This window comes from Streptococcus sanguinis (genome assembly GCF_019928825.1).
Lineage (GTDB): Bacteria > Bacillota > Bacilli > Lactobacillales > Streptococcaceae > Streptococcus > Streptococcus sanguinis_L.
Map to the genome: position 1 here is coordinate 217,618 of NZ_JAHZOP010000004.1, position 15,452 is coordinate 233,069.

Sequence of the window (15,452 nt, forward strand, 5' to 3'; positions counted from 1 at the left end):
AATCAGGATTTCAGACAAATCCCTAAAATTTGGTCGGTCTAGTCCCTCAGCGATAGAATAGAGAAAGGAATTGAACCCGGGCTAAAAACTCGAAAAAAGATAGATTTGCGATCATTCGTCGAATGCTTAGTTAATCTCCTGTTTTTCAGTCGTTTTTGACGCCCTTGGTATCTTAAATATGCTAGTAAGTTATAAGTGGTTAAAAGAGTTAGTAGACATTGATGTGGCGAGCGCTGAGCTGGCTGAGAAAATGTCAACGACAGGAATTGAAGTGGAAGGTGTGACTTCACCAGCTGCTGGCCTGTCAAAAATTGTCGTTGGTGAGGTGGTATCGTGTGAGGATGTTCCTGATACCCACCTGCATGTTTGTCAAGTCAATGTCGGAGAAGAGGAGAACCGTCAGATTGTCTGCGGTGCTCCAAATATTCGTGCAGGCATCAAGGTCATGGTGGCTCTGCCGGGTGCTCGCATTGCGGACAATTATAAGATTAAAAAAGGAAAAATCCGTGGATTGGAGTCACTGGGTATGATCTGCTCTCTGGGTGAGCTAGGTATTTCTGATTCTGTCGTGCCAAAGGAATTTGCGGATGGCATTCAAATCCTGCCTGAAGAAGCAGTGCCGGGTGAGGAAGTCTTCTCTTATCTGGACTTGGACGATGAGATTATCGAGCTTTCCATCACGCCAAACCGGGCAGATGCTTTGTCTATGCGTGGGGTGGCTCATGAGGTGGCTGCGATTTATGACAAGTCTGTACGTTTCAAAGACTTCCCACTGGTGGAGAATGAAAAGCAGGCAGCTGACAGTCTTTCAGTAGCCCTTGAGACAGAGAAAGCCCCTTATTACGCAGCTCGTATCTTGGAAAATGTCACCATTGCGCCAAGTCCTCAGTGGCTGCAAAATCTTCTCATGAACGAAGGAATCCGTCCGATTAACAATGTAGTGGACGTGACTAACTACATCCTGCTCTACTTTGGTCAGCCCATGCATGCTTTTGATCTGGATACTTTTGAGGGTGACCAGATTGTCGTCCTGGAAGCGCGTGCTGGTGAAAAACTGGTGACACTGGACGGCGAAGAGCGCGAGCTGGAAGTCAGCGACCTAGTCATTACTGTGGCGGATAAGCCAGTTGCTCTGGCTGGTGTCATGGGCGGTGCAGCGACTGAAATTTCCGGTAAGTCCACTCGTGTTGTTCTGGAGGCGGCTGTTTTTGATGGAAAATCAATCCGCAAGACCAGCGGTCGCCTTAATCTGCGTTCGGAATCATCTTCCCGCTTTGAAAAAGGCATCAATGTAGCAACTGTCAATGAAGCTTTGGATGCGGCAGCAAGTATGATTGCGGACTTGGCAGGTGCAACTGTTCAGGCTGGTATCGTATCTGCTGGTAGCTTAGACACTAGTGATGTAGAAGTGGTGTCCAGTCTCGCGGATGTCAACCGAGTTTTGGGAACAGATTTACTTTATACAGATATTGTGGATGTCTTCCGCAGACTTGGCTTTGGCTTGTCAGGAAATGCTGAACAGTTCACTGTCAGCGTACCTCGCCGTCGCTGGGATATTTCAATCGAAGCGGATCTTTATGAAGAAATTGCCCGCATTTACGGCTATGACAAATTGCCAGCTAGCCTGCCAAAAGATGACGGGACTGCTGGTGAATTGACTGCAACGCAGCAACTGCGCCGTCAAGTACGGACCTTAGCAGAGGGAGCTGGACTGACAGAAATCATCACCTACGCTTTGACGACGCCAGAAAAGGCGGTTGAGTTCACTCTCAATCCTAGCAATTTGACTGAGCTCATGTGGCCGATGACAGTGGAGCGTTCTGTTCTTCGTCAGAACATGGTTTCCGGCATTTTGGACTCCCTAGCCTACAATGTAGCTCGTAAAAATAAGAATCTAGCCCTCTATGAGATTGGAAAAGTCTTTGAGCAGACTGGCAATCCTAAGGAAGACCTGCCAAATGAAATCAATAGCTTTGCCTTTGCTTTGACAGGTCTGGTTAATGAAAAAGACTTCCAAACTAAGCCAGTAGCAGTTGATTTCTTCTATGCTAAGGGTGTAGTGGAAGCACTCTTTGCTAAGTTGGGCTTGACAGCTGAATACGCGGCTAGCAACCAGATTAAGAGTTTGCATCCTGGTCGGACTGCTTTAATCTCTATCAATGGCCAGCCTGTCGGCTTTGTCGGTCAAGTCCATCCTGCGACAGCCAAGGCTTACGATATTCCTGAAACTTATGTGGCTGAGCTCAATCTGTCTGCTATTGAAGAGCAGCTCCAGCCAGCCCAGCCATTTACAGAAATCACTAAATTCCCAGCTGTCAGCCGTGATGTGGCCCTTTTGCTCAAGGCTGAAATCACTCACCAAGAGGTCCTTGATGCAATCCTAGCAGCTGGTGTGAAGCGCTTGACAGATATTAAGCTCTTTGATATCTTCTCTGGTGACAAGCTGGGTGTTGGCCTCAAATCTATGGCCTACAGCCTGACTTTCCAAAATCCAGAAGCTAGCCTGACCGACGAAGAAGTGGCTAAATATATGGAAAAAATCGAAAAATCTCTGACCGAAAAACTTGGTGCAGAGGTACGTTAATGAACGATTCCCCAGTCATGTGATTGGGGATTTTGATTAATACTTTTCGAAATCTTTTTCCAATCATAGTTGATTTACAGGTTCGCTTAGCTTTCTGTCTTGGTAAGCTTATTACTGGGATACGAGTAATGATGTAGACGACACGAGAAGTATTCGAAATTGAAAATCAGTAGGAAAAGTAATCATGGAAAATTCAAACCAAATCTCCCAATGTCAGACTCTTTGGGCTAGAAATAAATATCTGGTTCTCAGTCATTCCAGTAAGATCTATCTGGAAATCCGCCAATATCTAAAAAGTGACTCGGTGGAAGCAGCACATGTCCAAGACTTGATTGACCAGGCGGTAGCCCTGCCAGAAAACCGCGGTCAGGTCTGCAATGCCTTTCAGCATGTTTGGGGCTATTTTAAGAAAAAAGTCAGCACTTCAGAAAAAGAAGATTTTATGCATCTTTTGCTTCGTTACCAATCCGGTCAGGCTGAGCAAAAAGACTTGGTAAGAGCTGTAAGGGATCTGCTAGTAAAGTACCCTAATCCTTATCTGCAGCAGTCGACCTTGTTATTTGGGGATGAGGCATGAAGCTCTGAAATCAAGGGGAAAGAATAAGTTTGCTCGTCTAGTAGCTTTGAGGGGTGTAGATCGTAAGAATAATTTGTTAGGCTTATTAACAATATTATTTTGACTGGTTTCGATAAAGGCTCCACCTCGAGCAAAACGTGTCTTTAAGGTATGATTGGAGAAAAAATGTTTTTTACTTATCAGGGAAATAAATTATATTATAAAGTGATTGGTCAAGGAAAGCCAGTCTTGGCAATTCATGGTTTGGGCTGTTCATCTGAATTGATGGAAGGATGTTTGGAACCTATTTTTGAGAAACATGCTGACTATAAAAGGATTTATTTAGATTTGCCTGGCATGGGTAGGTCTGATGCCAATCCTGCTTTTGCAAGTGCGGATGCGATTTTAGAGATGATCTTAAACTTTATAGAGACTGTAATCAGCGGACACACCTTTCTCTTAGCTGGAGAGTCTTATGGTGGCTATCTTGCTAGAGGAATTTTGGCTAAGAAAAGGTTGGAGATTGATGGTTTGCTGCTTATTTGTCCAGTAGTTGCACCCAATCCGCAAGAAAGAATTTTGCCCAAAGATACTCTGGTAGTTAGAGAGGTAGGTTTTGATATAGCAGGCAAAAGCAAAGATTTCGTCGATTTAGCGATTTTACAGACTAAAGAAACTTATCAACGGTTTGAAAAAGAAATCTTAGCAGGGCTTCAGATGATGAATGCTCCCTTTGTCCAAAAGTTGCAAGAAAACTATGCTTTTTCGTTTGAAGTGGATCAAGAAATACAGGGAAAGGGTTACGATAAGCCCAGTCTTTTTATAGCAGGAAAGCAGGACCAAGTCGTGGGCTTCCAGCAGTTAGCCCAACTGTCTCGCTGTTATCCAAGGGCAACTCATGCTGTAATGGATCTTGCTGGCCACAATGCACAGATAGATCAAGAGGCTCTCTTTACGGCCTTGGTTGAAAATTGGCTCAAGCGAATTGAACTTTCCTGATACTACAAGATTTAATATGTTGAACAGATGCAGATGAAACTGGAGTTCATCAAAGAAATCTAATTCAGCCCAAAATTGATTTTAAAAGCATTGAAAAAAGCGGTCATACCGCTTTTTTTGCTTATTCTCCCCAGAATTTCTGGGCGATTTCTTGGCCTTGTTTGATTTTGGCCCATTGTTGTTCAATGGTTAGTTCGTTTCCAGAGTCACAAGAGGCGAAGCCGCATTGGTGGGAGAGCAGGAGACGCTCTTTCGGTAGAACGGTTGCTGCTTTCTCGAGCAGGTCTAGGACGCGTTTTTCGTCATCCAAGCCTGTCGTTTTGCTGGAAAGAAGTCCTAAAACGACTTCTGCATTCTTGTCTTTCAAAGCTACTAGGGCTGATACATCACCAGCCACATCGCTGTCCCACTCTAGGAAGTAACGATCATAGTGTTGGTCGCGCAGGAATTTTTCCGCGATAGCTTCGTAGGTCCCTTCAGCAGCAGAACGGCTTTCGTAGTTGCCACGGCAGTTGTGGGTCCAGACAGTCAGTCCTAGCTCATGAGCGTAGTCTACAACTTCGTTATTAATAGCGACAAACTCGTCTGCCAGGTCAGCCAGACTGGCATTGCCTTCAGCAAAGAAGCTGGCAGGATTGGACTCGTCAAAGAGTTCCCAGAGACAGTCGTCAAACTGGATAATCTGTCCGCCAGCGGCCTTATAGTCGTCCAAAAATTCCTTATAAGCTTGAATCAAGCCTTTTTTCAAGTCTTCATTGGTCTCATAAACTTGTCCTGGTCCCGCCAAGCGGTCAAAGACAGCTAACTCAGTATAAGCATGGGCAGGTCCCCAGACAGTCAGCTTGGTATCTTCACCAGCAGCCTCATCCTTGACTAGCTTATAAATCTCGATAAAGTGATGATTTTTACCAAAGAGTGGTGCTGTGATGCGGATACCAATGTCCTTACGGGTCTCATATTGCCCGCCGTCGTGGTCCTTGAAGGTATAGCCGTGGTCAGCAATGTAGCGCTCGATTCCCTTAAGTCCCCAGACAAAGTCCAGATGCCACATAGACTTGGAGTATTCTCCATCTGTCAGGATGTCAATTCCCTTTGCCTTTTGCTCAGCAACAATCTCCTTGATGTCAGCTGTCTCCGTCTCATGGTAGCCTGGGAAGCTGTCGTAGAAGGGGTATTGAATATCATCGCGGTGCTCAATTTCTGTCTTATACTGGCGCAGATTTTCTGGGCGCAGAAGTGATCCAACCAGTTGGAATTTTGATTTTGTCATAAGATTTCTCACTTTCATTAGGGATTATGGTCTATTGTATCGAAAATTTCTCTGCAAATAAAATAGTTAATTCTGCTGGTAGGGTATATCCGAAAACTATTGCTAGCGCTTAGGGTGTATTTCCTTTTAATAAAAACTGCTTTTTCTTGACAAATGAAACAGACAAGTGTAGAATATAAGTATAAACTACAAATGTAGAAAAAGGAGAAAAGAATATGACTATTACAAAAAAAGCCTTTATCGGAATTCTATCTCTGACAGCAGCAGTTCTATTGGTTGCCTGCTCAGGCAATACTAACCAAGGAGGGGATACTAGTTCATCACAGAATACTCAAGGCCAAACATCACAATCTGCGCAGAATCAGACTTCGCAGTCATCAGCTGCATCATCCTCTAATCAGCCTTCGTCATCATCAAATGCAGGGCAGGCCACAAATCTAGACGGGCGCTACCAAGCAACCGACCATGATGGCGACCAACATGTCCTAGAAATCAATGGTACGACTGGTACTTGGACTGAGACCGAGGTTGATGGTAGTAAGGAAATCAAGCAGGTACAAGTAGATAGTGCTAACCAAAGACTAATTGTCGGTGATGATGTCAAAAGTTACCGCCAAAATGGCAATCAGCTGATTGTGGACGAATTGGATGATGATCCAGACACTCTGACCTTTACCAAGCAGTAAAGCGCTTCTCATTCTGCTCAGGACAACAGGATGAGCAGTGAGGGAATCAAACTAGGAAACTCTGAGAAAGGAGTTTCCTTTTTTATAAGAATTTTTCTTAAATGATGTCAAAAATTTGACTTGAAGGGTGCTCTAAGTTGTATAATAGTTACTATAAAGATATCAAAGGAGAAGAAACGATGAAATTGGCAGTTTATTCAAAAGCAGGTCAAGTTGGACTGACTGAGATTGATCGTCCGCAAATTATTGAGGCAGATGATGCCATTATTCGGATTGTTCGGACCTGTGTCTGTGGCTCTGACCTATGGCGCTACCGCAGTCCAGATATTGAAGCAGGCCATCAAAATAGTGGGCACGAAGCAATTGGAATTGTCGAAGAAATCGGGGATGCAGTAACGACTGTTAAACCTGGTGACTTCGTTATTGCACCTTTCACTCATGGATGCGGGCAATGTGATGCCTGTTGGGCAGGATTTGATGGCACCTGTGATTCTCATATTGGGAATAACTGGTCAAATGGGGTGCAGGCAGAATATATGCGCTTCGAATTTGCTAACTGGGCTCTTATCAAAATTCCGGGTCAGCCCTCTGATTATACAGAAGGTATGCTCAAATCCCTCTTGACACTGGCAGATGTCATGCCGACGGGTTACCATGCCGCGCGTGTGGCAGACGTTAAGCCTGGTGATAAGGTAGTCGTGATTGGTGACGGAGCTGTTGGACAATGCGCTGTTATCGCAGCTAAAATGCGTGGTGCTTCCCAAATCGTTCTTATGAGCCAACACGAAGATCGCCAAAAAATGGCCTTGGAATCCGGTGCAACAGCCGTTGTTGCAGAACGTGGCGAAGAGGGAATTGCCAAGGTCCGTGAAATCCTTGGTGGTGGGGCAGATGCAGCTCTGGAATGTGTTGGAACAGAAGCTGCTGTTGATCAAGCTCTAGGAGTCCTTCACAACGGCGGCCGCTTAGGCTTTGTCGGTGTGCCACACTATAATAACCGAGCACTTGGTTCTACCTTTGCTCAAAATATTACAGTGGCAGGCGGAGCAGCCTCTGTCACGACTTACGACAAGCAAATATTGCTCAAGGCAGTTCTTGACGGCGATATTAATCCGGGGAAGGTCTTTACTTCAAGCTACAAACTGGAAGATATCGATCAAGCTTATAAAGATATGGATGAACGCAAGACTATTAAGTCCATGATTGTCTTTGATTAGGTAAAGAAGAAAACAGCCTTGCTGCGGTCTCTTTAAGATGGCAGTAGGCTGTTTTTGCATGGCTTGGTAGTTCTTTTCATGAAAGGAAATTCATTCTTTATGCTCTCTGCACCAAGCTATCCACCTTGACCATTCGGCGGCAAGATGGAGCTGGTGTTCTTTGATAAGGCTGTCTGGACAAAGGCTGGGGAATTCAACGCAGAATCGGGCTTCTAGGCCTTTTTCTGTGTCGCGAAATTGATGGCGAATACCACCGATATTGCAACCATTCGCTAGTCTGGCGACACCGACAGATTGGAAGGGATAAGACGCATCACGAGGTTCCTCTATCTCAGCCTCACCACCAAGATCAAGAAAAAACTGTGTCGGCAGCGGGCTGTTTCCTGCCGTCTCAATGACTTCAAGTTTGTCTCCGTGTGGCTGCATGGCATAATGGTCTGGACAGGCACCAAGATTGACTCTTTTATGAACATCTGTCTTTTCTAACATCAACTTTTCTAGCCTTTTACTGAAAGAAGCAGCAGTCAGACCACTTGCAAAAATCGTGATGATAGCTCTTTTTCGTGGTTTATTGGACCATTTGGCCGCCCATTTCATCAAATATTGGCTCCATTTGAGTTTGGTTCCGATTTGCTGGATTAGCTCTTCGTATGTCAGCTTCATTTTTGCTTCCAGTAGGGCTTGGTCTAAAATCTCCGTGTTGTCAGTATTAGGTAGCTGTAGATTAAGTATCTTAGCTGCTTTAAGGATTTTTTGCTTTCTCCATTGTTCAATTCTTTCTTGACTAACTTCCTTTTGATTGATAATAATCTTCATCTTTTAATCCTCTTGTTCTTGTCTTCTGCTTATATTTATTATATAGTGGGAGCTGGATGGTAGACAAGCATCAATTTTAGATAGACTGTTGCATTTTGAGGTGAATAGCATGTATGAGAAAAAAAGAAGAAAGACAGAAAAGCAGATAGAGACTAGCTTGCTGCAGCTGATGAAAGAGCAGACTTTTGAGAGCATCAGCATTCGCCAATTGATTGATTTGGCAGAGGTGAATCGTAGTACCTTTTATCGGCATTATCTGGATAAATATGATCTGCTGGAGAAGATAGAAGACCGCTTTCTAGGTAATTTGCAGGCCTATTATCAAGAGGCTCTAGAATCTGCCTGCTTGTTCAAGTTAGAAAAGGATTTTAAAGTGGAAGACTATATCCATGAGAAACAAAATCTTTTTCATTTTTTTGAGCCTTACTTGGAAGACTTGGCCATTCTTTTGGGTCCAAATGGCAGTCCAACTAGTTCGCAGCGGTTGCAGGAAGCTTTGAGGGAGATTTTCTCGCAGAGTATTTCCTTGGGGAATCCACATTTAGAGGAGATAGAAGCAGATTTGCTGCTGAATCATCAGGTCGCGTCCTTTATGGGAACCCTGACTTACTGGCTGGCTCATCCTTGTTATCAGGTTCAGCAAATGAGCGATTTTCATGCTGGGGTGACCGCTGTCGGTCTGGCAGGCTTTGTCAGAGAGCATATGCAGGGGGATTGACAGGATAGTTTTTCCAGCTTGCTTCTTTATGATATAATAGTCTTGAATATCTCAAAGGAGGACAGCCTTGTTTTTAGCTTTTAAAGAGATTGTCTACAGCCGTGGACGCTATCGTTTAGTGGTTGCTGTGGTCTTTCTCATTACCTATATGGTTTTCTTTTTATCTAGTCTTTCCGTCGGTTTGGCTAGGCTCAATCGCTTGGCTTTGGACCAATGGCAGGCTGAGTCAATCGTCTTGTCGGAGTACGCCAATAAGAATCTAATAGCTTCGACTCTCAAGGAAGAGGAATACAGCCGCCTGCTTCAAGGGGACTCAATCGCTGCTTTGGGACAAACGTCAGCAGTGGCCAATTATGAAGATGGCACTGATAAAATCAATGCTCAGATTTTTGGTCTGTCTTGGGATAGTTTTCTAGCGCCTGACATTATTGAGGGACGTCCTGCTGAGAATGCTTATGAAGTTATTGCGGATAAGCGTCTGCAGCAAAAAGGTGTCAAACTAGGCGACCAACTCCAGCTCAATGGCAGTGAGCGCCTCTATCAGGTTGTTGGTTTCACAGAGGATAATAGCTTCTTTACTCAACCTGTAATTTTTATGGATTTAGATGATTTCAGGGAATTAAAGTACGGCTCAAGTCAGGTTAAGAATATCAGTGCACTTGTGGTCAAGGATGGTCAGAAGATTGAAGAAGCAGGACTTAGTCAACTCTCTATGAGTGATTTTATAGAAAATATCCCTGGTTATCAGCCTCAGGTACTGACTTTTTCCTTTATGATTGGGGCCATGGTTCTGATTACATTTTTGGTATTGGGAATTTTCATGTACATCATTACCATCCAAAAGACGCATCTTTACGGTATTATGCGCGCCCAAGGGATTGCGAGTGGGAAGATTATTGCTTCTATTTTCTGGCAGATTTTCATCCTGTCCACTCTGGGAATCAGCTTAGCTGTCTTGGCTCTCTTGGGAACCCAGCTAGTCTTGCCGGCTTCTATGCCTTTTTATAGTGACTGGCGAGCTTATGCTGGATTGATTGTCCTGATTGTTTTCATGTCACTGGCTGGCGGACTCTTGTCCATTCACCGGGTTCTGAAAATTGACCCTATCACAGCAATCGGAGGTGAGTAAATGTCAATCATAGAACTAAAAGGGGTTACAAAAGAATACGGCCAGGGACATACGCTGGTTCAAGCTCTGAAACCAACTGATTTCCAACTGGAAGCGGGGCAGTTTGTAGCTATTATTGGGCCGTCAGGATCGGGTAAAACAACCTTTCTGACCTTGCTGGGGCATTTACAAACACCCTCAAAAGGACAGATTCTTCTGCATGGGAAAGATACTTCCCGGCTCAAGGAAAAGGAACGGGCAGCCCTGCGTTTCAATGATTTCGGTTTTATTTTGCAGGCTTCTAATCTCATTCCTTTTTTGAAAATCGAAGACCAGTTCCAGCTGATTGACCGCTTATCTAAAAAGGAAAGGACGGATCTAGACAGTCTGATTGAGTTGCTAGATCTACAAGGATCACTCAAGCAGTATCCGAAAGAATTGTCCGGCGGAGAACGGCAGAGAGCCGCTATCGCTAGAGCGCTTTACAATAGCCCAGATATTATCTTGGCTGATGAGCCAACAGCTAGTCTGGATACAGAGCGGGCTAAGCGCGTGGTCCATCTGCTCAAAGAGGTGACCCAGAAATTCCATAAGAGCGTGGTCATGATTACTCATGATACCCGCCTGCTGGACGAAGTTGACAAGGTCTATGAGATGCAAGACGGAGTGCTGACTCAAGTTCGATAAAGCTTTAGAAGTGTTTTGCAAACAAACAGAGAAAAAACAAGGAGAGGACTATGATTCATTATAAAACAAATCCGCAGCTAGATTTTGCGGCAGTGCTAGACCTCTATGCTTCGGTTGGTTGGAGCAATTACACCAATCGTCCTCAGCAGTTAGAGCAGGCATACCATCAGTCTTTGTTTGTGATGGCGGCCTATGACGAAGACAGGTTGGCTGGTTTGATCCGAGTGGTCGGAGATGGGCTTACCATTGTCTTTATTCAGGATTTGCTGGTGTATCCACACTACCAGCGTCAGGGAATTGGCCGAAGCCTTCTTCAGCAGACGTTGGAAAGATTTAAGGTCGTTTACCAAATCCAGCTGGCAACGGAGCAGTCAGATAAAAATCTAGCGTTTTATCAAGAGCTCGGCTTTCGCAGGCAGGAAGATTTCGACTGTACTGGCATGATTTATGCACCTAATAAAAAATAAAATTCTAGAGGAGCTTGTTCGCAAGCTCCTTTTGTTATGTTTACAAGAGGAAAAGGAATAGAACTAGACCGATGAAAATATTTCTCGGTCTCTTTTGTTTTTCCTTGACAGTTAAATTGTCAGAATTTATAATAAAAGAAGAAAGGCGATAACAGCGTTATCGAATTGAAACCATGAAAAAAGAAACAGATGAGTTAAACGAAAAAATCTTGGAAAGCGCGAGGAGTGAGTTCTTAGCTAATGGCTATCAGGATGCTTCACTGCGGAGAATTTGTCGCGCTGCTGGCTTGACGACTGGGGCGCTTTATAAGCGCTATGAAAGTAAGGACAGTCTCTTTAGTGTTCTGCTTGAACCTACTCTGACAGCCTTAGACCAGTATGGACAAGAGCAGAAGCGACGTGACTATGCTTTCCTAGAAGAGGGACACCTATCTGATATGTGGACTCATCGTTTAGAGGATCTCCAGTCCCTGATGCGGATTCTCTATGAGCATAAGGATATTATGCAGCTCTTGCTCTTTAAATCTCAGGGTTCTTCGCAAGCGGACTTCAGGATGCGTCTGCCTCATTTGGCTGCAGACGAGACTTATCGCTATCTGGAGCTGGCATACAAAGAGGGTAAGATCAATCATTTGGTCAAACACGAGTTTCTGCGATCGTGCATGACAGCTTATTATACAGCTGTATTTGAGCCCTTGGCTCAAGACTGGCCCCAAGAGCAGGCGCTGGAATTTTGCCATTCCATCATGGACTTGTTTGACTGGGGAGGTTTGCTAGGTTTTTGATAGAAAGAAGGAAATTCTATGAAGAAAAAATCTGTCTTTGCTTGGATCTGGGACTTTGTTTCCCTTCATAAGATATATTTTGTGCTCAGTCTGATCTTTGCCTTTGCCTCTGTGCTTTCAGGATTTCTGCCTTATTTCTTTATTGGTGGAATGATTAATCAGCTCTTGGCTGGCAATAAAAACTGGGATTTTTACCTGCAGCAGTCAGCTTGGGCAGGTCTAGCTTGGATTGGCTACTGGGGATTCCATGGTATTTCCACCATGCTGTCACATACGGCTACTTTTAAGATTCTAGCGGAAATGCGGCACCGCCTGACAGACAAGATGGCTAGGCTGCCTTTAGGCACAGTGCTCAGTCAGTCATCAGGCAGTTATAAAAACATTATCGTTGAGCGGGTAGATGCGACCGAAACGACCTTGGCTCACCTAATTCCAGAGTTTACTGCTGGGATTTTTGGTCCGATTATTGTTCTCATTGCTATGCTGGTTATCGATTGGCGGCTGACCTTGCTGTCTCTCCTGACTATTCCCATCGTGGCGCTGGCCTATATGCGGATGGTTGCTAATAGCGAAGCAGACTATCAAAATACTCTGGTCAAGACCAAAAAGCTCAATGATACAGCGGTGGAATACATCAATGGGATTGAGGTTATCAAGGTTTTTGGCAAGGAAAAGTTCTCTTACGATAAGTTTGTTACGGCTGTTAGAGAAGGAGCAGACTGCTTTATTGAGTGGATGCGCAAGTTCAATCTGGAGATGGGTATTGTGACTGCTTTTCTGCCATCAGGCTTGCTCTTTCTGCTGCCTGCTGGCTGTTATTTCTATCTGCAAGGTAGCTTGACTGCCAGTAATTTCATTCTGATGATTATTCTTTCGCTCAGTCTTCTGACTCCTCTGATTTTAGTGGCTAGCTATATGGACGATTTACGGAAAATCGGCACTATTTTTGGCCAAGTCATTGATATTTTGGAAAAGCCTGATTTGGAAAGGCCTCAGGAGCTGAGAGAACTTCCAAAAGGAAGGGATCTGGTCATGACGGATGTCAGCTTTGGCTATACAGATGAAGAGGAAGTACTCCATGGTATTTCGCTAGATATTAAGGCTGGCAGCATCAATGCTTTAGTTGGGCCATCAGGCTCAGGTAAGTCTACAATTGCCAAGCTTCTAGCTTCATTCTGGGATGTCAGTTCTGGTCAGATTACCTATGGTGGCTTGGATATTCGTCAGCTTCCGCTAGACTATTACAGTCAGCAGATTGCTTACGTGACCCAGGATAACTATCTCTTTGATGAGACTATTATGGAAAATATTCGGATGGGAAATCCAGCAGCTTCTGATGAAGAGGTCATCGAAATTGCCCGTCGCTGTGGCTGTTATGACTTTATCATGAACTTAGAAAACGGCTTTGAGACGCAGGTCGGATCTGGCGGCGGGCATCTATCTGGTGGTGAGCGCCAGCGGATTGCCATCGCCCGTGCCATGCTTAAGGATGCGCCGATTCTTATCTTGGATGAAGCGACTGCTTATACAGATCCGGAAAATGAAGCGCGGATTCAGTCCAGTCTAGCTCGTCTGATTGAGGGACGGACCTTGATTGTCATTGCCCACAGGCTGTCAACGATTATGAGTGCAGACCAGATAGTCTTGGTAAATGACGGTCGGATTGAAGCTAGAGGCCGGCATGAAGAGTTGCTGACAGCAAGTCCGCTTTATGCTTCCATGTGGCAAGCCCATATAGCTACTAGGGATAGTGATGAGATGGAAGGAGGGCTGACTCATGCTTAATATACTGAAGAAATTCTTTGATTTCTGTACGTCAGAGGACCGTAGGAAATTTTATCAATCCATTTATCTGGGCATCATCAAGTCCTTTATCATCGCTCTGCGTATTCCAGCAATCGGCCTAGTCGTTATGGGACTGATTGAGAAGAATCTCTCTATGCAGACCTTCTGGCTGGCTCTGGGTATCATGTTGGTATCCACTGTTCTAAACGTCTGGATTACCCTGAAAATTACCATGCTGCAGACGGAAGCAGGCTATCATACCTGTGCTCAGAAGCGGATTGAAATTGCCGAGCACATGCGCTATCTACCCATGGGTTACTTTAATCAAAATAGCTTAGGCAAGATTACCAGTGTTACGACCAATACGCTGGAAGGACTGTCTGATGTAGCTACGCGAGTGGTTATGATGACTGTGCAGGGCTTTCTGACGACTGGTCTCATCACTATTTTGGTCTTTCTCTATGACTGGCGGGTTGGTCTGGTTCTCTTGGTGGGTCTCGTCCTCTTTCTCCTGCCAAATACCCTCATGCGTTGGCAAGTTGGCAAGGTTTCAGATGACAAGTATCAGGCGGATATGGACCTGGTAGCCGTTGTTTTGGAGTACAGCCAAGGGATTGCTGAAGTTAAGAACTACAATCTGGTCAACCGTTCTGCCAAGAAGCTGTCCAAGGCTATTGAAGGCAAGAGTCAGCTAGATACTAAAATGACACTCGTGACCTCACCTTACATTGCCCTCCAGGGCATGGTGACCAAGCTGACCGGTCTCTTTATGGGTCTTTTCTCTATCTATTTTTATCTCAATGGCAGTATGGAGCTGCTGGTAACCATTATGATGATTGTCAGTGGTTTTATGATTTATGAAAATCTAGACGGCGTTGGCTCTTTCTCTTCTCTCCTGCGCATTGTTGATCTGTCGGTTGATATGGTCAATCAAGTCTTAGCTATCCAGCCGATGGACATCAGTGGTCAGGATATTGAGCCTAAGAGTAGCCGGATTGATCTGAGAGATGTTAGCTTCTCTTATGGGAATAAGAAAATCATTGACCGGGTTTCCCTCACCATTCCAGAAAAAACAACAACTGCTCTGGTTGGACCTTCTGGATCAGGCAAAACAACGCTCTGCAACCTCATCGCCCGCTTCTGGGATGTGGACCAAGGAAGTATCAGTCTGGACGGACATGATGTTAGGGATTACAGCTATGACAGCCTGATTCGTAATTTCAGCTTTGTCTTCCAAAGCGTCTATCTCTTTGAGGATACCATTGCTAATAACATTCGTTTTGGCAAGCCGGAGGCCAGTCAGGAAGAAGTGATAGAGGCTGCCAAGAAAGCTGCCTGTCATGATTTTATCCTCTCGCTACCTGATGGCTATGATACCAAGATTGGTGAAGGAGGTGCCAGTCTTTCTGGAGGTGAGCGTCAGCGCATTTCCATTGCACGAGCAATTATCAAGGATGCTCCTATTATCATTCTGGATGAAGCAACAGCCAATGTTGACCCAGAAAACGAAGAAGCCCTCATGCAGGCTATTCAGGCTCTGACTCGCGATAAGACCATTATCATGATTGCCCACCGACTCAAGACGGTTGAGCATGCAGACCAGATTCTGGTGCTGGATCAAGGCCGCATTGTCGAGCAAGGCAAACACCAAGACTTACTGGCCAAACAAGGTATCTACAGCAAATTTATCCAAGAAAGAAAAATAGCTGCCAGCTGGCGGATTGAGATGGGTGAGTGATAACCTGAAACAGCAGGCCAATAGCTTGCTGTTTTT

14 protein-coding genes are annotated in these 15,452 nt (G+C 44.8%); 12 read left to right on the top strand and 2 right to left on the bottom strand.

The features are described 5' to 3' along the window. Positions 1-178 precede the first annotated feature (178 nt). From pheT to K1J09_RS09175, 3 genes are all read left to right on the top strand, one after another. Complete coding sequence (gene pheT / locus K1J09_RS09165; RefSeq protein WP_223323841.1) at positions 179-2,584, top strand: phenylalanine--tRNA ligase subunit beta; 2,406 nt, start codon at positions 179-181, stop codon at positions 2,582-2,584. A 184-nt stretch (positions 2,585-2,768) separates the two neighbouring features. Beyond that, positions 2,769-3,161 (top strand): YbgA family protein, encoded by a 393-nt coding sequence (locus tag K1J09_RS09170; protein ID WP_223323840.1) that lies wholly within the window; start codon positions 2,769-2,771, stop codon positions 3,159-3,161. Positions 3,162-3,311: 150 nt separating this feature from the next. Then, positions 3,312-4,139: an alpha/beta fold hydrolase gene (locus K1J09_RS09175; RefSeq protein WP_223323839.1), complete on the top strand. Its 828-nt coding sequence runs from the start codon at positions 3,312-3,314 to the stop codon at positions 4,137-4,139. 121 nt (positions 4,140-4,260) lie between these two features. On the opposite strand, the gene K1J09_RS09180 is transcribed toward K1J09_RS09175, so the two are convergent. After that, the gene (locus K1J09_RS09180; protein ID WP_223323838.1) at positions 4,261-5,409 is read right to left on the bottom strand and encodes a cobalamin-independent methionine synthase II family protein; all 1,149 of its coding nucleotides are present in this window, start codon (positions 5,407-5,409) and stop codon (positions 4,261-4,263) included. Positions 5,410-5,624: 215 nt separating this feature from the next. Between K1J09_RS09180 and K1J09_RS09185 the strand changes: the two genes are divergently transcribed. Both K1J09_RS09185 and K1J09_RS09190 read left to right on the top strand, forming a co-directional pair. After that, on the top strand, positions 5,625-6,095 hold the full coding sequence (locus K1J09_RS09185; RefSeq protein WP_223323837.1) for an SP_0198 family lipoprotein: 471 nt from the start codon (positions 5,625-5,627) through the stop codon (positions 6,093-6,095). A 179-nt stretch (positions 6,096-6,274) separates the two neighbouring features. Beyond that, positions 6,275-7,312, top strand: coding sequence for a zinc-binding dehydrogenase (locus K1J09_RS09190; protein ID WP_223323836.1), 1,038 nt, complete (start codon positions 6,275-6,277; stop codon positions 7,310-7,312). Between the two features lie 90 nt (positions 7,313-7,402). On the opposite strand, the gene K1J09_RS09195 is transcribed toward K1J09_RS09190, so the two are convergent. Continuing rightward, positions 7,403-8,128, bottom strand: a complete 726-nt coding sequence (locus K1J09_RS09195) for a hypothetical protein (RefSeq protein ID WP_223323835.1) — start codon at positions 8,126-8,128, stop codon at positions 7,403-7,405. A 109-nt stretch (positions 8,129-8,237) separates the two neighbouring features. On the opposite strand from K1J09_RS09195, the gene K1J09_RS09200 reads away from it, so the two are divergent. The 7 genes from K1J09_RS09200 to K1J09_RS09230 all read left to right on the top strand — a co-directional run bounded on the left by K1J09_RS09200 (position 8,238) and on the right by K1J09_RS09230 (position 15,416). Beyond that, positions 8,238-8,846, top strand: a complete 609-nt coding sequence (locus K1J09_RS09200; protein ID WP_223323834.1) for a TetR/AcrR family transcriptional regulator — start codon at positions 8,238-8,240, stop codon at positions 8,844-8,846. A gap of 67 nt (positions 8,847-8,913) precedes the next feature. Beyond that, positions 8,914-9,975, top strand: coding sequence for an ABC transporter permease (locus K1J09_RS09205; protein ID WP_223323833.1), 1,062 nt, complete (start codon positions 8,914-8,916; stop codon positions 9,973-9,975). Next, positions 9,976-10,641: an ABC transporter ATP-binding protein gene (locus tag K1J09_RS09210; protein WP_223323832.1), complete on the top strand. Its 666-nt coding sequence runs from the start codon at positions 9,976-9,978 to the stop codon at positions 10,639-10,641. It begins immediately after the preceding gene. A 50-nt stretch (positions 10,642-10,691) separates the two neighbouring features. Then, the gene (locus tag K1J09_RS09215) at positions 10,692-11,108 is read left to right on the top strand and encodes a GNAT family N-acetyltransferase (protein ID WP_223323831.1); all 417 of its coding nucleotides are present in this window, start codon (positions 10,692-10,694) and stop codon (positions 11,106-11,108) included. Between the two features lie 173 nt (positions 11,109-11,281). Then, positions 11,282-11,893 (top strand): TetR/AcrR family transcriptional regulator, encoded by a 612-nt coding sequence (locus K1J09_RS09220; RefSeq protein WP_223323830.1) that lies wholly within the window; start codon positions 11,282-11,284, stop codon positions 11,891-11,893. An 18-nt stretch (positions 11,894-11,911) separates the two neighbouring features. Then, positions 11,912-13,678: an ABC transporter ATP-binding protein gene (locus K1J09_RS09225; RefSeq protein ID WP_223323829.1), complete on the top strand. Its 1,767-nt coding sequence runs from the start codon at positions 11,912-11,914 to the stop codon at positions 13,676-13,678. After that, positions 13,671-15,416 carry an ABC transporter ATP-binding protein gene (locus tag K1J09_RS09230; protein ID WP_223323828.1) on the top strand — a complete coding sequence of 582 codons (1,746 nt, stop codon included), beginning with the start codon at positions 13,671-13,673 and terminating at the stop codon, positions 15,414-15,416. Before K1J09_RS09225 ends, K1J09_RS09230 begins: the two co-directional genes overlap by 8 nt. The last annotated feature ends 36 nt before the right edge of the window (positions 15,417-15,452 follow it).